Annotated in this window: 14 protein-coding genes and 1 riboswitch; of the genes, 4 read left to right on the top strand and 10 right to left on the bottom strand. The window is 62.1% G+C overall.

What is annotated here, in order from left to right; translation table 11 throughout:
• Positions 1-182 precede the first annotated feature (182 nt).
• The 10 genes from NKI59_RS29475 to NKI59_RS29430 all read right to left on the bottom strand — a co-directional run bounded on the left by NKI59_RS29475 (position 183) and on the right by NKI59_RS29430 (position 10893).
• A complete protein-coding gene (locus NKI59_RS29475) occupies positions 183-1169 on the bottom strand; it encodes a PfkB family carbohydrate kinase (RefSeq protein ID WP_352708182.1) in 987 nt (328 codons plus the stop codon).
• Positions 1166-2200, bottom strand: a complete 1035-nt coding sequence (locus tag NKI59_RS29470; protein WP_352708181.1) for an ADP-ribosylglycohydrolase family protein — start codon at positions 2198-2200, stop codon at positions 1166-1168. Before NKI59_RS29470 ends, NKI59_RS29475 begins: the two co-directional genes overlap by 4 nt.
• Before the next feature lie 27 nt (positions 2201-2227).
• A complete protein-coding gene (locus NKI59_RS29465; RefSeq protein ID WP_352571237.1) occupies positions 2228-2953 on the bottom strand; it encodes a GntR family transcriptional regulator in 726 nt (241 codons plus the stop codon).
• Positions 2954-3803: 850 nt separating this feature from the next.
• Positions 3804-4577, bottom strand: a complete 774-nt coding sequence (locus NKI59_RS29460) for a hydroxymethylpyrimidine/phosphomethylpyrimidine kinase (RefSeq protein WP_352708191.1) — start codon at positions 4575-4577, stop codon at positions 3804-3806.
• On the bottom strand, positions 4568-5173 hold the full coding sequence (locus NKI59_RS29455) for a thiamine phosphate synthase (RefSeq protein ID WP_352596356.1): 606 nt from the start codon (positions 5171-5173) through the stop codon (positions 4568-4570). Before NKI59_RS29455 ends, NKI59_RS29460 begins: the two co-directional genes overlap by 10 nt.
• Complete coding sequence (locus tag NKI59_RS29450; RefSeq protein ID WP_352708180.1) at positions 5170-5943, bottom strand: thiazole synthase; 774 nt, start codon at positions 5941-5943, stop codon at positions 5170-5172. The genes NKI59_RS29455 and NKI59_RS29450 overlap by 4 nt, the downstream gene beginning before the upstream one ends.
• Positions 5944-5945: 2 nt before the next feature.
• On the bottom strand, positions 5946-6143 hold the full coding sequence (thiS, locus tag NKI59_RS29445; protein WP_023679205.1) for a sulfur carrier protein ThiS: 198 nt from the start codon (positions 6141-6143) through the stop codon (positions 5946-5948).
• The gene (gene thiO / locus NKI59_RS29440) at positions 6112-7113 is read right to left on the bottom strand and encodes a glycine oxidase ThiO (RefSeq protein WP_352708179.1); all 1002 of its coding nucleotides are present in this window, start codon (positions 7111-7113) and stop codon (positions 6112-6114) included. Before thiO ends, thiS begins: the two co-directional genes overlap by 32 nt.
• The gene (thiC, locus tag NKI59_RS29435) at positions 7110-8945 is read right to left on the bottom strand and encodes a phosphomethylpyrimidine synthase ThiC (protein WP_352708177.1); all 1836 of its coding nucleotides are present in this window, start codon (positions 8943-8945) and stop codon (positions 7110-7112) included. The genes thiO and thiC overlap by 4 nt, the downstream gene beginning before the upstream one ends.
• 104 nt (positions 8946-9049) lie before the next feature.
• Positions 9050-9166, bottom strand: a riboswitch (TPP riboswitch).
• 182 nt (positions 9167-9348) lie between these two features.
• Complete coding sequence (locus NKI59_RS29430; RefSeq protein ID WP_352708189.1) at positions 9349-10893, bottom strand: Fic family protein; 1545 nt, start codon at positions 10891-10893, stop codon at positions 9349-9351.
• A 1143-nt stretch (positions 10894-12036) separates the two neighbouring features.
• Between NKI59_RS29430 and NKI59_RS29425 the strand changes: the two genes are divergently transcribed.
• The 4 genes from NKI59_RS29425 (at position 12037) to NKI59_RS29410 (ending at position 15869) form a co-directional block, all read left to right on the top strand.
• On the top strand, positions 12037-12492 hold the full coding sequence (locus tag NKI59_RS29425) for a YybH family protein (RefSeq protein ID WP_352596050.1): 456 nt from the start codon (positions 12037-12039) through the stop codon (positions 12490-12492).
• A gap of 518 nt (positions 12493-13010) precedes the next feature.
• Positions 13011-15008 (top strand): conjugal transfer protein TraG, encoded by a 1998-nt coding sequence (locus tag NKI59_RS29420; protein WP_352708176.1) that lies wholly within the window; start codon positions 13011-13013, stop codon positions 15006-15008.
• Positions 14992-15447 (top strand): CopG family transcriptional regulator, encoded by a 456-nt coding sequence (locus NKI59_RS29415; RefSeq protein ID WP_502901116.1) that lies wholly within the window; start codon positions 14992-14994, stop codon positions 15445-15447. Before NKI59_RS29420 ends, NKI59_RS29415 begins: the two co-directional genes overlap by 17 nt.
• A 245-nt stretch (positions 15448-15692) precedes the next feature.
• Positions 15693-15869, top strand: a complete 177-nt coding sequence (locus NKI59_RS29410) for a hypothetical protein (RefSeq protein WP_352708175.1) — start codon at positions 15693-15695, stop codon at positions 15867-15869.
• The last annotated feature ends 458 nt before the right edge of the window (positions 15870-16327 follow it).

The following is a 16327-nucleotide window of genomic DNA, read 5'->3' as shown; positions in this document are numbered from 1 at the left end:
AAGGCTTCGATGGCCCACGGCTCGTCGGCGCCGTAGCCCTTCCAGTTGAGTACGTGCACCTCGTCGGCCTTGGCGGCAAATGCGAGTGCGGAGGTGAAGACGGCGGTCGCCGTCAGCAGGGCAGTCAAGTCGGGCATGCGCATGTTCGTTCCTCTCTGTGTTTGCCCGCTTCCCGGGCTTTGTCAGGCTGTCGGGCGTTTGGCCTCTTGCTTCCGGCCATGGAGGCCGATCGGCGGACCGCCGGCATGGCTTAGGAATGTCTGGATCTCGTGGTCGGTCGGCGCTGATGAACCACCGTGGCGGGTGACGGAAATGGCCGCCGCCGCATTGGCGTAGCGCGCTGCTTCAAAAGGCGGCACGCCGCGCGCCAGCGCACTCACGAAAGCGCCGATATGGGTGTCGCCGGCGCCATTGGTGTCGATGGCGTCGACCTTGAAGCCGGCACTCGTTTGCGCCGAGCCATCGGCCAGCCGTATGTGGCAGCCTTTCGCTCCGGCGCGAATAACGACGCCGACGGCCTTCGGGGAGTGGTCGCTAAGAAGCCGTGACGCGAGTGTCTCGACGCCGCCCGGACCGGCAATCGCGGCCGCTTCCGTCGTGTTGCAGCTCAACCAGTTGGTGCGGGCGAGTATCCGCGACAGGATAGGGCGGGGAATGTCGACGACGACAGGTGTCGGGTCGAGGACAAGCGGTGTGTCGGCCGGAAGTGCCTCGATCCAGTCGACAAGCGCGTCTCGGCTTCCCGGATAGCTAAGCGTATAGCCGGAGGTGAACACCCAATCCCCCGGTGCGACCGAGACGGGCGCCATCATGTCAAGGCTGAGCAAGCTCTCCGCACCAGGCCACGAGACGAAGGTGCGCTCGGCATCGCTGCTGATCATGGCGACGCAATTGCCGCTGTCCATGACGGGCGATGGCGGCGTCAGTGTCTCGATCCCCTCACTGGCTAAGGCCGTGCGCAGGAAGTCGCCATTGGGTCCGCTGCCGAGCTGGCCGCCGAACACCACCTTCATGCCGGTGCGGCTGGCCGCGACCATCATGTTGAAGCCGCCGCCGGCGACTTGCGTGTAGCTCGACGCCGTCTTCTCCGTACCCGGCGCCGGCAAGGCGTCGATGCGATAGACATAGTTGACCACCGTGCTGCCGATATGGACGAGACGCCCACTCATGCCGCCGCATCCTTGCCGGGACCGGTCCTGTCCGCACGGCGCTTGGATATACGGGCCGCAACAAGGTCGGCGGTGAGCGCGCCAACCGCCGCTATGTCGATGCCCTTGAGGTCAGCAATGCGGTTCTGAAGCAATCGGGAAAAGCCGGTGCAGGCGCCGGCCATGCCGGTCGCGATGGCGCCGATCGTATCGGTGTCGCCACCGAGATTGGCACTAATCACCGCCGCTTGCCAGGGATCACCGCCGGCGATTTCCAGCACCGCGAATGCAGCCGGAATGGACTCCTGACTGGCGACGCCGGTGCCGACCAGATCGGTGATCAGCCGGATCGCGTCCTTCGTCGCCTTGCCGCGCACAAGCTCCTGCGCCCACCCAATGCGCGCGGCAATGTCACCGCCGGTCACCCAATGGCCGAGCGTTGCTCCGCCCCTCGCCGCGGCGATGGCGCTGTCGGAAGCGGCGCGCCAGTCGCCGCCGGCGACGCCGCGGCTGACGGCCGCCGCAACGGCGGCTGCGGCCGCAATGGCAATCGAGGTGTTGTGCGTGGCCCGGCAGGTCTCGGCAACTTTGGCGACCAGCGCGTCCAGCGGCTCTGGCGGCATCATGATGCCGACCGGCGCAATGCGCATGGCCGCACCATTTGTGTCGCCGCTGCGCCCCGCTTCCTCGGCCGGCACGCCATTGTTGATGGCGTCGATGGCGCGTTTGGTCGATGGTCCCAGCAGATCGTAGCTGCCGCGCGCTTTGACGTCGCGCTCCCAGTCGAGCAGCGCGTTGACCCACCGCGCATGATCGAAGCGGTTACCGGATTCGACCAGGATACGGCCAAGCAGAAGCGCCTGTTCGGTGTCGTCGGTGATCGTTCCAGCGGGAAGCCCCTTCGACACCGGATGGTCGGCGAAAGGAGCAATGAAGCCCTCTACATGGGCGTAGAGTTCGGCAATCCGGGCCGGCGACAAAAGCTGCGTCGGCATGCCCAGCGCATCCCCCAGTGCCCCGCCGACAAGCGCCCCCATGGCCCGATCAGTCATATTCCCGGTGTTGTCGTCCGGCATCACTCAGAACCTCATATGCAGCGCAAAATGCGCCGGGTTGAGCAGGCTGGTCACATATTCGATCGGCCGGTCATCGGCGGCGCGGGTCAACCGGCGACCGCGAAGGAACGGCGTGCCTTGCGGGCAACCGAGGATTGCAGAGTCCTCGGCGTTGAGCATTTCGATGCCGACCCATTCCTCGCCATGGTCGGGAATGAGGCCGGCGCCGCGCAGCGTCTGGTGCAGCGAGCCTTCGCGCAGCCCGCGTAACGGCACGTCCTCCAGTTCCGGCGACAATGGCAGGCGGCTGCGCTCGATGGAGATGGCGTGGCCGTCGCTGGCATTGGTGCGCACCCGGTCGACAGCGATGAAAAACGGGTTTTCTATACCAAGCAGTGCGGCAAGATCGGGATCCTCGATCACCTCGAGCCGCAGCGTCCGCGTCTCTGCATTGGCGCCGGCATTGGCGAGCGCCCGCGACCAACCGATGGAGTCATCAACGGGCTTGCCATCGAAGGTGACGAAAGAGCCGATGCCGACTTTGGTGGTGATCAGCCCGCGGCTGGACAGTTCCTCGAGGCCTTTGCGGACGGTGTTGCGGCTGACGGAGAAACGATGGACGAGCTCGTTCTCGCTTTGCAGCCGGTCGCCGAAGCCGAGAACACCGGAGCGGATTTCATGTTCGAGAACGGTGGCGATCTGTTCGGGCTTGCCCGTGCCGGGAGACAGTTGAACCGAGCGTCGCTTCATATGGGTACCTGTTCAGTGAGCCTGTATAATCCTGTTCATATCACGGCAGGCTTGTCAACGAGTGCCGCATGGAGCTGCTATCGGGCTTGATTAGGCGTCGCGACGAGCAGTCGCCGGTTCCGTCGTCGTGGGACCTGGCGTCCAGCGCCAGCTCCGCATCATCGGCAACATAGCGGGCGTTGCGGTAGTCGCGAATGAAGCTGATCCGACCTTCACACCACTCGAGCCACATAAAGTGGTTGGGTTCGCGTCGGCTCGGTCTCGAACACCGCGATCACCTCCCGGCCCTCGTGCCAAGCCGGCTTGAGCCACACGCCCTCGCTCTTAACGTGGTGAAGAACCTGCTGACGTCTGCTGAGCCTGAGCGAAGCGGATGCAAGGACGGATGAAGCTTCACTGTTTTTCGAAGCCGATAATCCCTTGAATGACAGGGATGGCCTGCATCGCTTGAGCACACCGGCGGTGACGATGAAATGGCCGTAAGACGGACAATGTTCATTCATTGTCGGAGGCAGTTCGTGATCCCGAGTCCGGTTCAACAGGACGGCCTAAGGAGCGTCAGCCTAGCGCCGCCGCAGCCGAGACGCGGGATCGACCGCTCCCGTCGAGGGGCGTCGTTTAGCAGGAGCTCGCGACCAAGGTGAATTCCAGGATCACAGTCGGATGTGGGGAAAGGATGCCACACAACGCACTAGATACGGCGCACGACGGCCGCCTCGCCATCGTTGATCTCGCGGTCGCCGCCTGGCGAGGGCGTCAAACTACTCCTGTCGAGTGAGGTGAATTAGGAGGGGAAATTACCAGCCCGGACCCGCGAGAGGCAGGCGTGTCTTTCGAGAGTTGGAAAATCTTACAAGTTTCGTCGGTCTGCTGCATTCTTCTTAAACATGGCCAAGACAAGCCGCTTGCCTTCGCGCACACTGTCTTCGAGCGGCTTCGCCTTCGCCAGATGCGCCGCAATCGCGCTAGCCAGCATGCAACCCGTCCCGCGCATTGATGCGACAAGACGAGGTGCGTCGAAGCGGATTGGTTCTTGATCGGAACGCAACAGAATATCGGTTGATCGAGGTCCTGATGCATGGCCCCCTTTGATCAGCAGGCCCGGCACGCCGGCTGCCAGCAATTTCCGTCCCAGTCTCACCGCGTCGCTCTCGTCGGCTGGCGGTTCCGCACCAACAAGGACCGCCAGCTCGAGGAGATTGGGGGTCACAAGGCAGCAAAGCGGCATCAGATCGCGCCTCATGGCAGCGATGGCACCTGCTTCCAGAAGCCCCCGGCCGGAGCTCGAGGCCAGCACCGGATCGAGCACTGCCGGCACCTGCGGATTTTCGCGTAGCACAGCCGCGACGGCAACGACGATCTCGGCCGTTGCGAGCATGCCGATCTTAATTACCGCCACCTTGTTGGCCTGCAGCGCGGCGCGCATCTGATCGGCCACAAGATCGGGCTGCGAAGGATGGATTTCCATCACGGCTTCGTGCGTCTGCACCGTCAGCGCTGTGACAGCCAGGCAGGTGCGCACGCCAATGGAAGCGATCGTCTCGATATCGCGTGCAATTCCAGCCCCACCGCTGGAGTCTGATCCGCCGACCACGAGCACATGCGGTTCTCGACTCAGCGCCATGGCTTTGTCTTTTCGATCCATTCTCGCGTGCGCGCTTCGGGATCGGCATTCAACGTGATGTCGGTGACCACCGCCGCGCTGTCCGCACCAGCCTCGAAGACACCGTCGAGCCGGTCGGGGTTGAGGCCGCCTATTGCGACCAATGGGATCGGTGCGACCCGGCGCTTCCACTCGCTGATCCGTTCGAGCCCTTGCGGCGCCCATTTCATCTGCTTCAGGATGGTGGGATAGATGGGGCCGAGCGCGATATAGTCGGGCTCGGCAGCGATAGCCGTTTCCAGTTCGAGATGATCGTGCGTGCTGAGCCCGAGCTTCAATCCGGCGTACTTAATCGCCAGCAGGTCGGCCGCAGCCAAATCCTCTTGGCCGAGATGGACGAAGTCGCAGCCTTCCTCGATTGCCGTGCGCCAATGGTCGTTGACGATCAGTTGGCAACCATGGACCGCGCAGACGCCGTTCGCGCGGCGGATTTCCGTCCGCAACGTGGCCTCGTCCCTATCCTTGATGCGCAACTGAACCAGCTTGACGCCAAGCGGCACCAGCCGTTCGATCCAGGCGGCGCTGTCGACGATCAGGTAGAAGGGGTCGAGCTTCATGAAAAAACTGCCCTGCCAATTGTCGGCGTCGACGGCACGGCGACGTCGCGCGGTTCGAGCATTCCCGAGTTGAAAGCTTCACGACCGGCCTCGACCGCCTTGCCGAACGCACGCGCCATGCCGACCGGATCGGCCGCCTTGGCGACCGCGGTGTTCAGGAGTACGGCGTCAAAGCCGAGCTCCATGACGGTTGCCGCGTGCGACGGCCGTCCGAGCCCCGCATCCACGATCAGCGGAACGCCTGGGAAATGTCCGCGCATCGAGCGCAGCGCCGTGATGTTGATCGGTCCGAGAGCGGAACCGATCGGCGCGCACCACGGCATCAAGACCTTGCAGCCCGCCGCAAGCAGCCGCTCGGCAACGACAAGGTCGTCGGTAGTATAGGGGAATACAGCAAAACCGTCCTCGCACAGGATGCGGGCGGCTTCGACCAGACCGAACACATCCGGCTGCAGGGTGTCGTGGTTGCCGATCACTTCGAGCTTGACCCAGCTCGTACCGAAGACTTCGCGCGCCATTTTCGCAGTCGTGACCGCTTCCTTGACGGAGTGGCAGCCAGCAGTGTTGGGCAGGATTCTGACGCCGAGCGAGCGGATCAACGACGAGAATTTTTCGCCGGCCCTGCCGCCTGCCATTTCACGGCGCAAGGAGACGGTCAGCACCGACGTGCCCGACGCCTTGACCGCATCGGAAAGGATAGCCGGCGAAGGATATTGAGCCGTGCCGAGAAGCAGGCGGGAGGGAAGCGTCGTCCCGAGAAGATCGAACATGGCTAGCCTCCCTGCATGGGCGAGAGGATTTCGATCCGGTCGCCGTCGTTCAATTGGAATTCCGCCCGGCTGGCTTTGTGCACGAGGTCGTTGTTGACGGCGGTCGCGAGCCAATCGCCCTCATAGTCAAGCGCGGCAAGCAGCTCGGCCAGCGTGGTGGCGGCAACCTCATGCACTTTGCCGTTGACCATCAGTTTCATGAGCAAGCTCCTTGGTTCCGTCTTGATTGAAAACCAGGTCGGCAGCCTGGCGCGCCATGGCGGGAGCCAGGAGAAAACCGTGACGATAGAGCCCGTTGATCGCGATGATCTCACCGTTCGTTTCGGCGCGCGGCAAATTGTCGGGAAAGGCTGGACGGACGCCAACACCGGTTTCAACGATCTCGGCCTCGCCAAAGGCCGGATGGAGGGCATAGGCGGTACCCAGCAGCTCCAACATGGAGCGCGCCGTAACCGGTCCGGCGGACTGGCTTTCAATCATCGTCGCACCAACCATGAAACGGTGGTCGGTGCGCGGCACTGCATAGAGTGGAAAGCGCGGATGCAGCAGCCTGACCGGGCGCGACAGCGAGGTATCAGGGGTGCGCAGGATGAGCATTTCGCCGCGAACGCCGCGCAACCTGTCATCGGCGGCTGCCATTCCCGTGCAATCGATCTGACGATCGAAACCAAAAACATGCTGGGCGTCGGCGCCGAAGTGGAATTCGACACCCATGGCCGCGAGCTTGTCATGAAGCGCTGCCATCGCCTGGCGCGGATCGAGATGGCCCTCATCGGGAAAGAGCAATCCGCGGCGGAAGCGGCCGGCTAAGTCGGGCTCCAGCAAGGCAATTTCATCTTCCTCGACGCGCCGATAGCCCGTCGTGCGGCTGGCGAACCGGTCGAGCTCGCCCGCATCGCGCGGCGCGGCCACGACCAGCGTTCCGGCCCGCGTCACCTGGCCGGGCGTTGCGGCATCCCACCAGTCGGCGGCACCGCGCCCGAGATCCAGCACCGGCTGCTCGGCGCTTTCGCGCTCGCACCATGGCGCCAACATGCCGCCGGCGAACCACGACGCATTGCCCCCAAGGCCAGGCCTTGTCTCGGCAACGGAAACCGCCGCGCCGCGTGCGGCGAGCTCGAAGGCGGCGGTGAGGCCGGCAACGCCGGCCCCTTTGACCAGCACCTTCATGATGGCTCATGCGCCTGTGGCGAAAGCGGTGCGCCGGTCTCGTCCGCCGGCACGTAGAGATCGCCGCCCTCGCGGTATTTCGCCGCCATCGCCGCCATGCCCTCCTTCTGCGCTTCGGCGCGGATGTCGTGGGAAATTCGCATCGAGCAGAATTTCGGTCCGCACATCGAGCAGAAATGCGCCAGCTTGTGCGCCTCCTTGGGCAAGGTTTGATCGTGGAAGGACCGCGCTGTTTCGGGATCGAGCGACAGGTTGAACTGGTCCTCCCAGCGGAACTCGAATCTGGCCCGCGACAGCGCGTCGTCGCGGATCTTCGCCGCCGGGTGACCCTTCGCCAGGTCGGCGGCATGCGCCGCGATCTTGTAGGTGATCACGCCGGTCTTGACGTCGTTGCGATCGGGAAGGCCGAGATGTTCCTTGGGCGTGACGTAGCAGAGCATGGCGGTGCCGAACCAACCGATCATCGCCGCGCCGATGCCGGAGGTGATGTGGTCGTAGCCCGGCGCGATGTCGGTCGTCAGCGGGCCAAGCGTATAGAACGGCGCCTCGCCGCAAACGGCGAGTTGCTTGTCCATGTTCTGCTTGATCTTGTGCATCGGCACGTGGCCAGGCCCCTCGATCATCACCTGGCAATCCTTCGCCCAGGCGATCTTCGTCAGCTCGCCAAGCGTTTCCAGCTCGGCGAACTGCGCCGCATCGTTGGCATCGGCGATCGAGCCGGGACGAAGGCCGTCGCCGAGCGAGAAGGAGACGTCATAGGCGCGGCAGATGTCGCAGATCTCCGCGAAGTGCTCGTAGAGGAAGCTTTCCCGGTGATGGTGCAGGCACCATTTTGCCATGATCGAGCCGCCGCGCGAGACGATACCCGTGACCCGGTCAACGGTCAGTGGGATGTAATGCAGCCGCACGCCGGCATGGATGGTGAAATAGTCAACGCCCTGTTCGGCCTGTTCGATCAGCGTGTCGCGGTACACCTCCCAGGTCAGATCCTCGGCAATGCCGCCAACCTTCTCGAGCGCCTGGTAGAGCGGCACCGTGCCGATCGGCACCGGCGAGTTGCGGACGATCCAGTCGCGGATGTTGTGGATGTTGCGGCCGGTCGACAGGTCCATCACCGTATCGGCGCCCCAGCGGATCGCCCAGACCATCTTTTCGACCTCTTCGGCCATCGAGGAGGTGACAGCGGAGTTGCCGATATTGGCATTGATCTTGACCAGGAAATTGCGGCCGATGATCATCGGCTCGCTCTCTGGGTGGTTAATGTTGGCGGGAATGATTGCGCGTCCGCGCGCCACCTCATCACGCACGAAATCCGGCGTGACGAAATCGGGCAGTGTCGCGCCGAAAGCCTCGCCGTCGCGCTCAAGCTTGCCGTGCAGGATCTCGCGACCAAGGTTCTCGCGGATGGCGGCGAACTCCATTTCGGGTGTGATGATGCCGGCGCGCGCATAGGTAAGCTGAGTCACCGCCTTGCCTGACTTGGCCCTCAGCGGCCGGTTACGGACTGGAAACTCCGGCGTCAGGCGCTCGCCTGCGGCGAATCCGTTGTCTTCCGGCCGCACGTGGCGGCCGTCATAGGCTTCGACATCGCCCCGCGCCGTAATCCATTCGTGGCGAAGCCGGGCAAGGCCGTTTTCGATGCTGGTTTCGACAGTCGGGTCTGTATAGGGGCCGGACGGATCGTAGACGGTGACGGGCGGTTCGCCGGCCGTCGGATGGACGGAGATTTCGCGCATCGGTACCCTGATCTGCGGGTGGATGGCACCGGGCTTGTGGATTTTTCGTGAGGCGGGCAGCGGTCCCGTCGAGACGGCGGGGGTGAGGGCATTCATCTTGAGGCTCCTTTGCTCGTTGCATTGGAGACCCAGTTCTGTGCCGGGAGGATGAAAAGACGCTTCTAGCGACCTGCCGAAACAGGATCTCGGGCGTAAACTCCCGCAAAGCGCTTGCACCGTCCCTACGCCAGTATGAACTGGATCAGGTTCAACGGGTCACTGCGCCGCGAATGCCAGCAGTATCTCAGCCCCTTGCCGGGACTCCCCTGGTGAATGCGTGAGGTTGGACGGGACGGCTCCGGTTTGTCAAGCGCGTTCTGGCCGCGGCTGATCGGCCGCCGGTCAGACCGTGCGGAAAAAATCGTGCATGTCTCGGCGACAAGTCAAGCGTCGGAGATGAAGGCAGGGACAAGGGAATCGCAAACCGTCGGACTAAAAATCGATCCTGATGATCACACCTTCAATGGGGACCAAAGGTTTGCGCGTAGATCGCCTCGATTCTTCCTGCCTCGTCATTGGTCAGCGCGGCGAATTCCTTTTCGCGCGCGCGGTTCGATAGATGTCCATCATTCTGGTGAAGAAAACGGAAGAGCAGATCGATCAACCGCTCGGGCATGTCGATAAAGGCGTCCACCTGCTGCCGGAACTGATCGTAGCGCTGCAGAAATGCGGTTTCCTCGGGAAGGTCCCGTTCGATCGTCCGCTGAACGCAGGCATAGAGGAATTCGGCGTGCGGGGTTGCATCGAAGAACCGGTAGAAATCACCGGTGTCATTCAGCACCCGGACGTTGAATTGCGGCGTCGGTTCCCATTCCACCAACGGCAGAAGGCGCTGCGAATAGCTCTCGAGCACGCCCCTGTACTCGTTGATCTGGTCCAGGATCGCGGCCGAGACGGGAAAGACAACTCCCGGCGGATTGAAGCCGCGCATGGCAAGGACGTGGTGGATTAGGTAGCGGTGAATGCGGCCGTTTCCGTCCTCGAACGGGTGAATGTAGACAAAGCCGAAGGCGAGGATTGCGGCGGCTACGACTGCGTCAAGGTTTTGCGCGGGGCCCTGATCGAACGCCGCCATTCCATCAATTAGCCGCGGCAGGTCCTCGGGCCGAGCGCTGATGTGATCGGGCAAGGGCGTGCCGTTGTCTCGGTCATGCTCACCGACGAAACCTCCTTCTTTTCGGAAGCCAAGTCTTACGAAACGGGCGTCGCCAAGTACAATTCTTTGCAGACGCAGCAGCTCATCGCGATTGATCGGCCAGCGGCCGGATTCGCCGATGGCGCGGCCCCAGCGCTGGATGCGATCTTGCGGCGGGTGCTCGCCCTCGATCGCATAGCTTGATCGCGAGTCTTTGAGCAAAAGAAAGGCGGCGGTCCGAGCAAGAAGGTCGCGCGGCACGTCCGCTACGATTGCCTCCGCGCGCCGCGGTAGTTCAAGGCCGATGAATTTTTCGAGAATCTTGGTGCGGAACACCAGAGGGCAGAACTCACGCGTGCCGGGGAGATTGTCCCTTACGCGGTAGCGCGAAGCGGTCTTGTCGGGTCCCGGCCACTGCAGCTCGGGATCGACAACCGGAATGTATCGTCCGGCCTTCGCGTCCGGCAGATCGATACGCGCGCCCCTCAGCCATTCATATAAAAACCAGATGCGTCGGGCATAACTGCCGGTCGGGCTTTCACGGACCAGCGCCTCGATCGGCGCGGGACCGGTCACTTGGAACAGCCGCTTGAGGACGGCAAGGTTCAGTCCCTCGTACTTGAGCGCAAAGGTCAGGTGGCCTTCGAGGGTAGGATTTGGGGCATGGCGGGGGGTCATGATCCGCCAGCCATCCCGTTCGGTAATGCGATGATGCTCGCCCGTGGCGAACAACCTACGGGGCAAGGGCACGGCGAGCCTGTAGGCTCCGATCAGGGCGCTGTACCCGGCCGGGGTCGCCGTTTCAGGAGGGCGGATTTCCTGAAAAACGGTAACAGGACCTGAAAATTGGTGCTGTTGCACCGCAGGCATGAAAAGCGAATCCTTCCATCGAATTTTGGTTAGTTCGGGCCAAAACCTATGAAAAATGATCCTATCCCATGAAAATTGATGCCACAAGACAAATTTTCCGAAAACCGATTCTAAGACGGTGCTGAAGTCGATCAAGCAAGAACTCCGCCACCGGCTCAAGGAAGCGACTTCAGACAAAAAGGTGAGTCCAGGAACCGCCATTCGCCCGTCTGTTAGTCACGAGGCCGGCACGGATGGCCCGCCTTACGTCGAGCCGGACTTGCTCGAGGAGCAGCGCGCCGTTCGGGGCTCACTCATAGAGCGCTCCGGCGCGCGATCCCGATTTGATAGCCGCGATCACGCTCGCGACTGATCTTGGTGACGTGGCGGCGTCGGAGTAGAAAAGTGATGCAGGATCTCGGTGGCGTCGTGTGTGTGTGACCTGAAATGAGTTCTCTACGGTATGGGGGGCGGCACGCAGCGCGCGCGTCTTCTCGGCAAACAGATCGACGAAGCGGCACCGAAGGGAAGTTCCCGGCATTCATTCTCGCCATCGCTGCCCCAATTTGCCGACCGGACTGCCGATCGATCTCGGCCAATACCTTGCGCGCGCAAGGGCCGAAGCTGAACTGGGCGGCACCTGCTCATTCGGGAGCTAACTCATGCTTGGCGCGCTAGCCCGAGAGAGCTGTGCCTGATCGAATGCGTGAATCGTAGCTCGGGGTGGAGAGGCTGACGCGGTCATCTGTCACCCGCCTTCGGGCTGTAACGGAAAGCGCGACATCGTCTCCAATGCTCGTTCCCCACGTCGAGGGCCCAGCGGCTTGGCTGCGGGGGGACTGTCAGCTAGTGGCCGCTGGGCCTTGACGACCAGCGAGCGTAAGAGGAGGCCCTGTGCTGGCTGACGAAAACTTGCGAGCAAAGCCGCGGAAAAGCATCATTCGAACGAATTCTTTCGTCGAGACGAGGAGGCAGTGAGCGGTAGCCGCCGCTTTGAAGCTCTCCGGCAGCTGCTACGCTGGTCGTTCAGAGGGTCGCAGCTGCGCTTGCGCCGTCATATCAGATAAGTCTAATATAATCCGCGCCTGGCCATCGAACGCCGCGGCGCCCTCGGGTCGGCGCTATTCATCGGGTGGGCATGTCGGGCACGCAAGGGAGGACGAAATGAGACTGGTTCAGTCATTTGCATTTGCTGCTGTGCTGCTTCTTTCGTCTGCATTGTCTGCGGCCCCCCACTCGGCTCGTGAGGACATCGAAGCGGCGTTGGTAAAATTCATGGACGCCTTCAACAGCGGAAACGCAGCAGCGGTAGGTCAAATGTATACCGACGATGCCGCCCTGCTGCCACCCGACGGCAAACGCATCGATGACCGCAAGGGCGTGGAAGAATTCTGGCAGGGCGCAATCAAGGCCGGGATGAAGAATCTCACCCTGAAGGCGCTGGAAGTGGAAGGGAGCGGGAATCTCGCCTACGAAGTTGGCGCATTTACGCTCAGTGTGCCGAGCAAAGGCGGTGCCCCTTCCACCGTTGCGGGCAAGTACATTGTCGTTTGGAAAAAAGGGGACGACGGGACATGGCGCCTGCATCGGGACATCTGGAACTTAGGTGCGGCCGAATAGATTCCGCGACCCGTGAGGCCGGCGCGGCTTGCAACAGTTCCAACGAAAGTCCATGGCAATAGTTGATGTGACTGAATCGATTAACAAAATTGAACAGACTTGATGGGTCTGCTCATCGAGTCGGCTCTGGATCTATCGCGCTACCGATCAGGGAGGCGGTAAGATTCGAGCTCAGCAGAACGGCTGACCACCACTTGCCGGGACTAGAGTGTTCTCCGGCTCGGCGCGCCGCTGAGGACTCTTGTTCATTTGGTCATGCGCAATCCGTGGTTTTCCAAGAACCCGTCCATCTCGTCGAATGCCATCTGAGCCGAGACAACTAACTATCATTGGGCAAGTAGCGGCTCAACGGCTCCAGAAGAAAGCAGCCCCCCTATGCTCGTTCAACATTCGAGATCGCATCGGGCAAGTCTTTCCACGTCCGGGTACGCCATGCTGCTTCGACCGCCCCTTTTTTCTTGCGAATTTAGGAATTCGAGCTTTTCGGTTGTTCCGATCATCCATTTGGGAAACGACCGATGCCGGCAAGCAAGGTTTTATGGGGCCAGATCCTCACCGCCTTTCTGATCGTCGTCGCGACAACATGGGGAGCAACACAGTGGACGGCAGGGCGGCTCGGCTTTCAAAGCCAACTCGGTCCGCCGTGGTTCGAATTGGCTGGACAGCCCGTTTACCCGCCGCCAGCCTTTTTCTGGTGGTGGTTTTTCTACGACGCCTACGCGCCGAAGGTCTTCCTGGAGGGCGCGGCGATTGCGGCGAGCGGAAGCCTCATGGCTATCGTCGCAGCGATCGGGATGTCGCTGTGGCGGGCGCGCGAGGCAAAGGATACCACGACTTACGGCTCGGCGCGCTGGGCGACGCGAGACGAAATCAAGGCCGCTGGGATGATCGGTCAGGATGGGGTGATCCTGGGTATGTTGGGCCGACACTATCTGCGCCACGACGGTCCGGAACACGTGCTATGTTTCGCACCGACCCGAAGCGGCAAAGGCGTCGGCCTGGTCGTACCGTCACTACTGACCTGGCCGGGTTCGGCAATCGTCCACGACATCAAAGGCGAAAACTGGGAACTGACGGCCGGATGGCGGGCTCGTTTCGGCCAGGTGCTTCTGTTCGACCCGACCAATGCTGGATCCGCAGCCTACAATCCTCTGCTGGAGGTGCGACGGGGCGAGTGGGAAGTTCGAGATGTGCAGAACGTGGCGGATGTCCTGGTCGACCCAGAAGGCACATTGGAACGCCGCAACCACTGGGAGAAGACCAGCCATGCGTTGCCGGTCGGCGCAATACTGCACGTGCTCTATGCGGAGAAAGACAAGACCCTCGCAGGCGTGGCGAACTTCCTTTCCGATCCAGAGCGGCCAATCGAGGCAACGCTGCGCGCCATGATGCTGACGCGGCATTTGGGTGATGCAGGCCCGCATCCCGTCGTGGCGTCGGCTGCTCGGGAACTGCTTAACAAGTCCGAGAACGAGCGTTCCGGCGTGCTCTCGACGGCCATGAGTTTTCTGGGCCTCTACCGCGATCCAGTTGTGGCCAAGGTGACGTCATGCTGTGACTGGCGGATCGCAGACCTTGTCGAGGAGGCACGGCCGACGACGCTCTATCTGGTCGTGCCGCCATCGGACATCAGTCGCACAAAGCCGCTGATGCGACTCGTGCTTAACCAGATCGGCCGCAGGCTCGCCGAAGATCTTCACGCGAAGGATCACCGGCAGCGTCTTTTGATGCTGCTGGACGAGTTTCCCGCGCTCGGCAGGCTCGATTTCTTCGAAAGCGCGCTGGCCTTCATGGCCGGGTATGGCATCAAGTCGTTCCTGATTGCACAATCGCTCAATCAGATCGAGAAGGCCTACGGACCGAACAATTCCATCCTCGACAATTGTCATGTGCGGGTGAGCTTCGCCACGAATGACGAGAGGACGGCCAAGCGCGTCTCAGACTCTCTGGGGACCGCGACCGAGTTGCGCGCCATGAAAAACTATGCGGGGCACAGATTGTCGCCCTGGCTCGGGCATCTGATGGTGTCGCGGCAGGAAACGGCGCGTGCACTGATGACGCCGGGCGAGATCATGCAGCTGCCGCCTACCGAGGCGATCATTATGATCTCGGGCCAGTTCCCAATCCGTGCGAAGAAGGCACGCTACTTTGCCGACCCGCGTCTTGCCGAGCGTGTCTTGCCGCCACCAAGGACCGGAGGGACAACGCAGAACGCTCGCTCTGACGACTGGACCAACACGACACTTCTTGCTGAGCCGGAAGGCAAATCTCGCAAGCTGAGGCTTGCCAGGGATCAGCAGGACGAGGATCCGGCCAATGGCGGCATTCGCCGCCAGCCCGAGCTTCCCGAACACGAAGACATCGCGCCGGAACGAACGCCACGCTGCGACGATGAGTTCGACCTCGACAGGGACGAGCCCGACGATGACGCCGTTCGTCGCCGCAGTGTCGATCAAGCCATGAGACGCGCAGCTCGTCAGGCCGCCCTTGACCCCAATGATGGCATTGAGCTTTGAGCGCATGAAGAACGCCAAGAAAAAACGTCTCTCTGCCTATCTTGATCCTGACGTGATGAACGCGCTGGCAGACTACGCGGAGCGGCGCGAGGCCTCGCTGTCACTGGTTGCCGAGGCTGCGCTCGCGTCGTTCCTGTCGCCGGATGCCGAAGAGCGAAAGCAAGCCGCGATCACTCGACGCCTCGACCAGATCGATCGACGTGTGCAGCGTGTCGAACGCGACGTCGGAATTGCTATTGAGACGCTCGCATTGTTCGTCCGGTTTTGGCTCAATTCGACCCCAGCCTTGCCGGAATCCGCTCAGGCCGAAGCCCGCGCGAAGGGTTTGCAGCGCTACGACAATTTCGTCAATGCGCTCGGTCGCCGGCTCAGCAAAGGACCAAGGCTCAGGCAAGAAATAGCCGACGATGTCCCGCCAGCGCCGCCAGCGACTGGATGACCTGCCGGCAAGACAGTGCGCTTCAACAGCCCAACCCCAGTGCCCGATTTCCGAGCTATTTTGCGCAGCTGATGCCCATCAGATCACCTTTCATCGGAGCGGCGGGCCTCGGCAAGGTTATTGCCAGCGAAACCGGACATCGGGCCACGATCGATGCCCAGGGCTTCTTCTTAGGCGCAGTAACTTTGAAATAAATCCTGCCGGCAGGCGTTCCAGCATGGCGGGCGGCGTTGCCGGAGGACCCAATGCCCGACGAATACAATGACATCGTCATCCCCCAAGACCACGATGCATCGCCACTTCGGGAGGAGGAGTATTTCGTCCTCTGCCCGGCGTGCGGCCAGGCGTTCGACATCAGGTGTATGGCAGAGGCGCTTCATCACAACGACCTGGGCCACGAGCCCTACGACCTTGACTCGTAGGCAGTTACCGACGAACGTCGAGCCTGGTCGAGACCCACACCGAGGGTAAGTTCTCGCTCATCTGGCCGGCGTTGCCGTCTGATCGGCTTACAACGAATCCCCGTCGCAAGGGCGGAGCTTCGCCGGCGCGCTATGTCGTGACAGATACCTTGCGGCCTTTCAGCGACGACTTGATTGCCGATGCGGTCGCGGCCGTCACCGACGGGGTTGTTGACCCAGGGGAGGGCGCTTACTCCACCGCAACCATGTCGCCCAGTTCCGTCGCGACGCTCCGAAGCAGACCTGTTGCCGGCATCGGGGTCCGGGACGAACATGTGATCTCCATAATGGGTACGAGCCGGAGCCCATCGCGATTGAAACTGCTGACCGGCGATCAGGCGCTCGTTGCAGAGAAAGATTACGATCGATCGCGATGCCCGCGCTGCCTTCACCCGAAATGTGCTGGGCGTCTCCTTCCA

Origin of the sequence: Mesorhizobium sp. M0598 (assembly GCF_040320865.1) — a bacterium.
Classification (GTDB): Bacteria; Pseudomonadota; Alphaproteobacteria; order Rhizobiales; family Rhizobiaceae; genus Mesorhizobium.
This window is presented reverse-complemented; position numbering and strand designations above follow the sequence as displayed.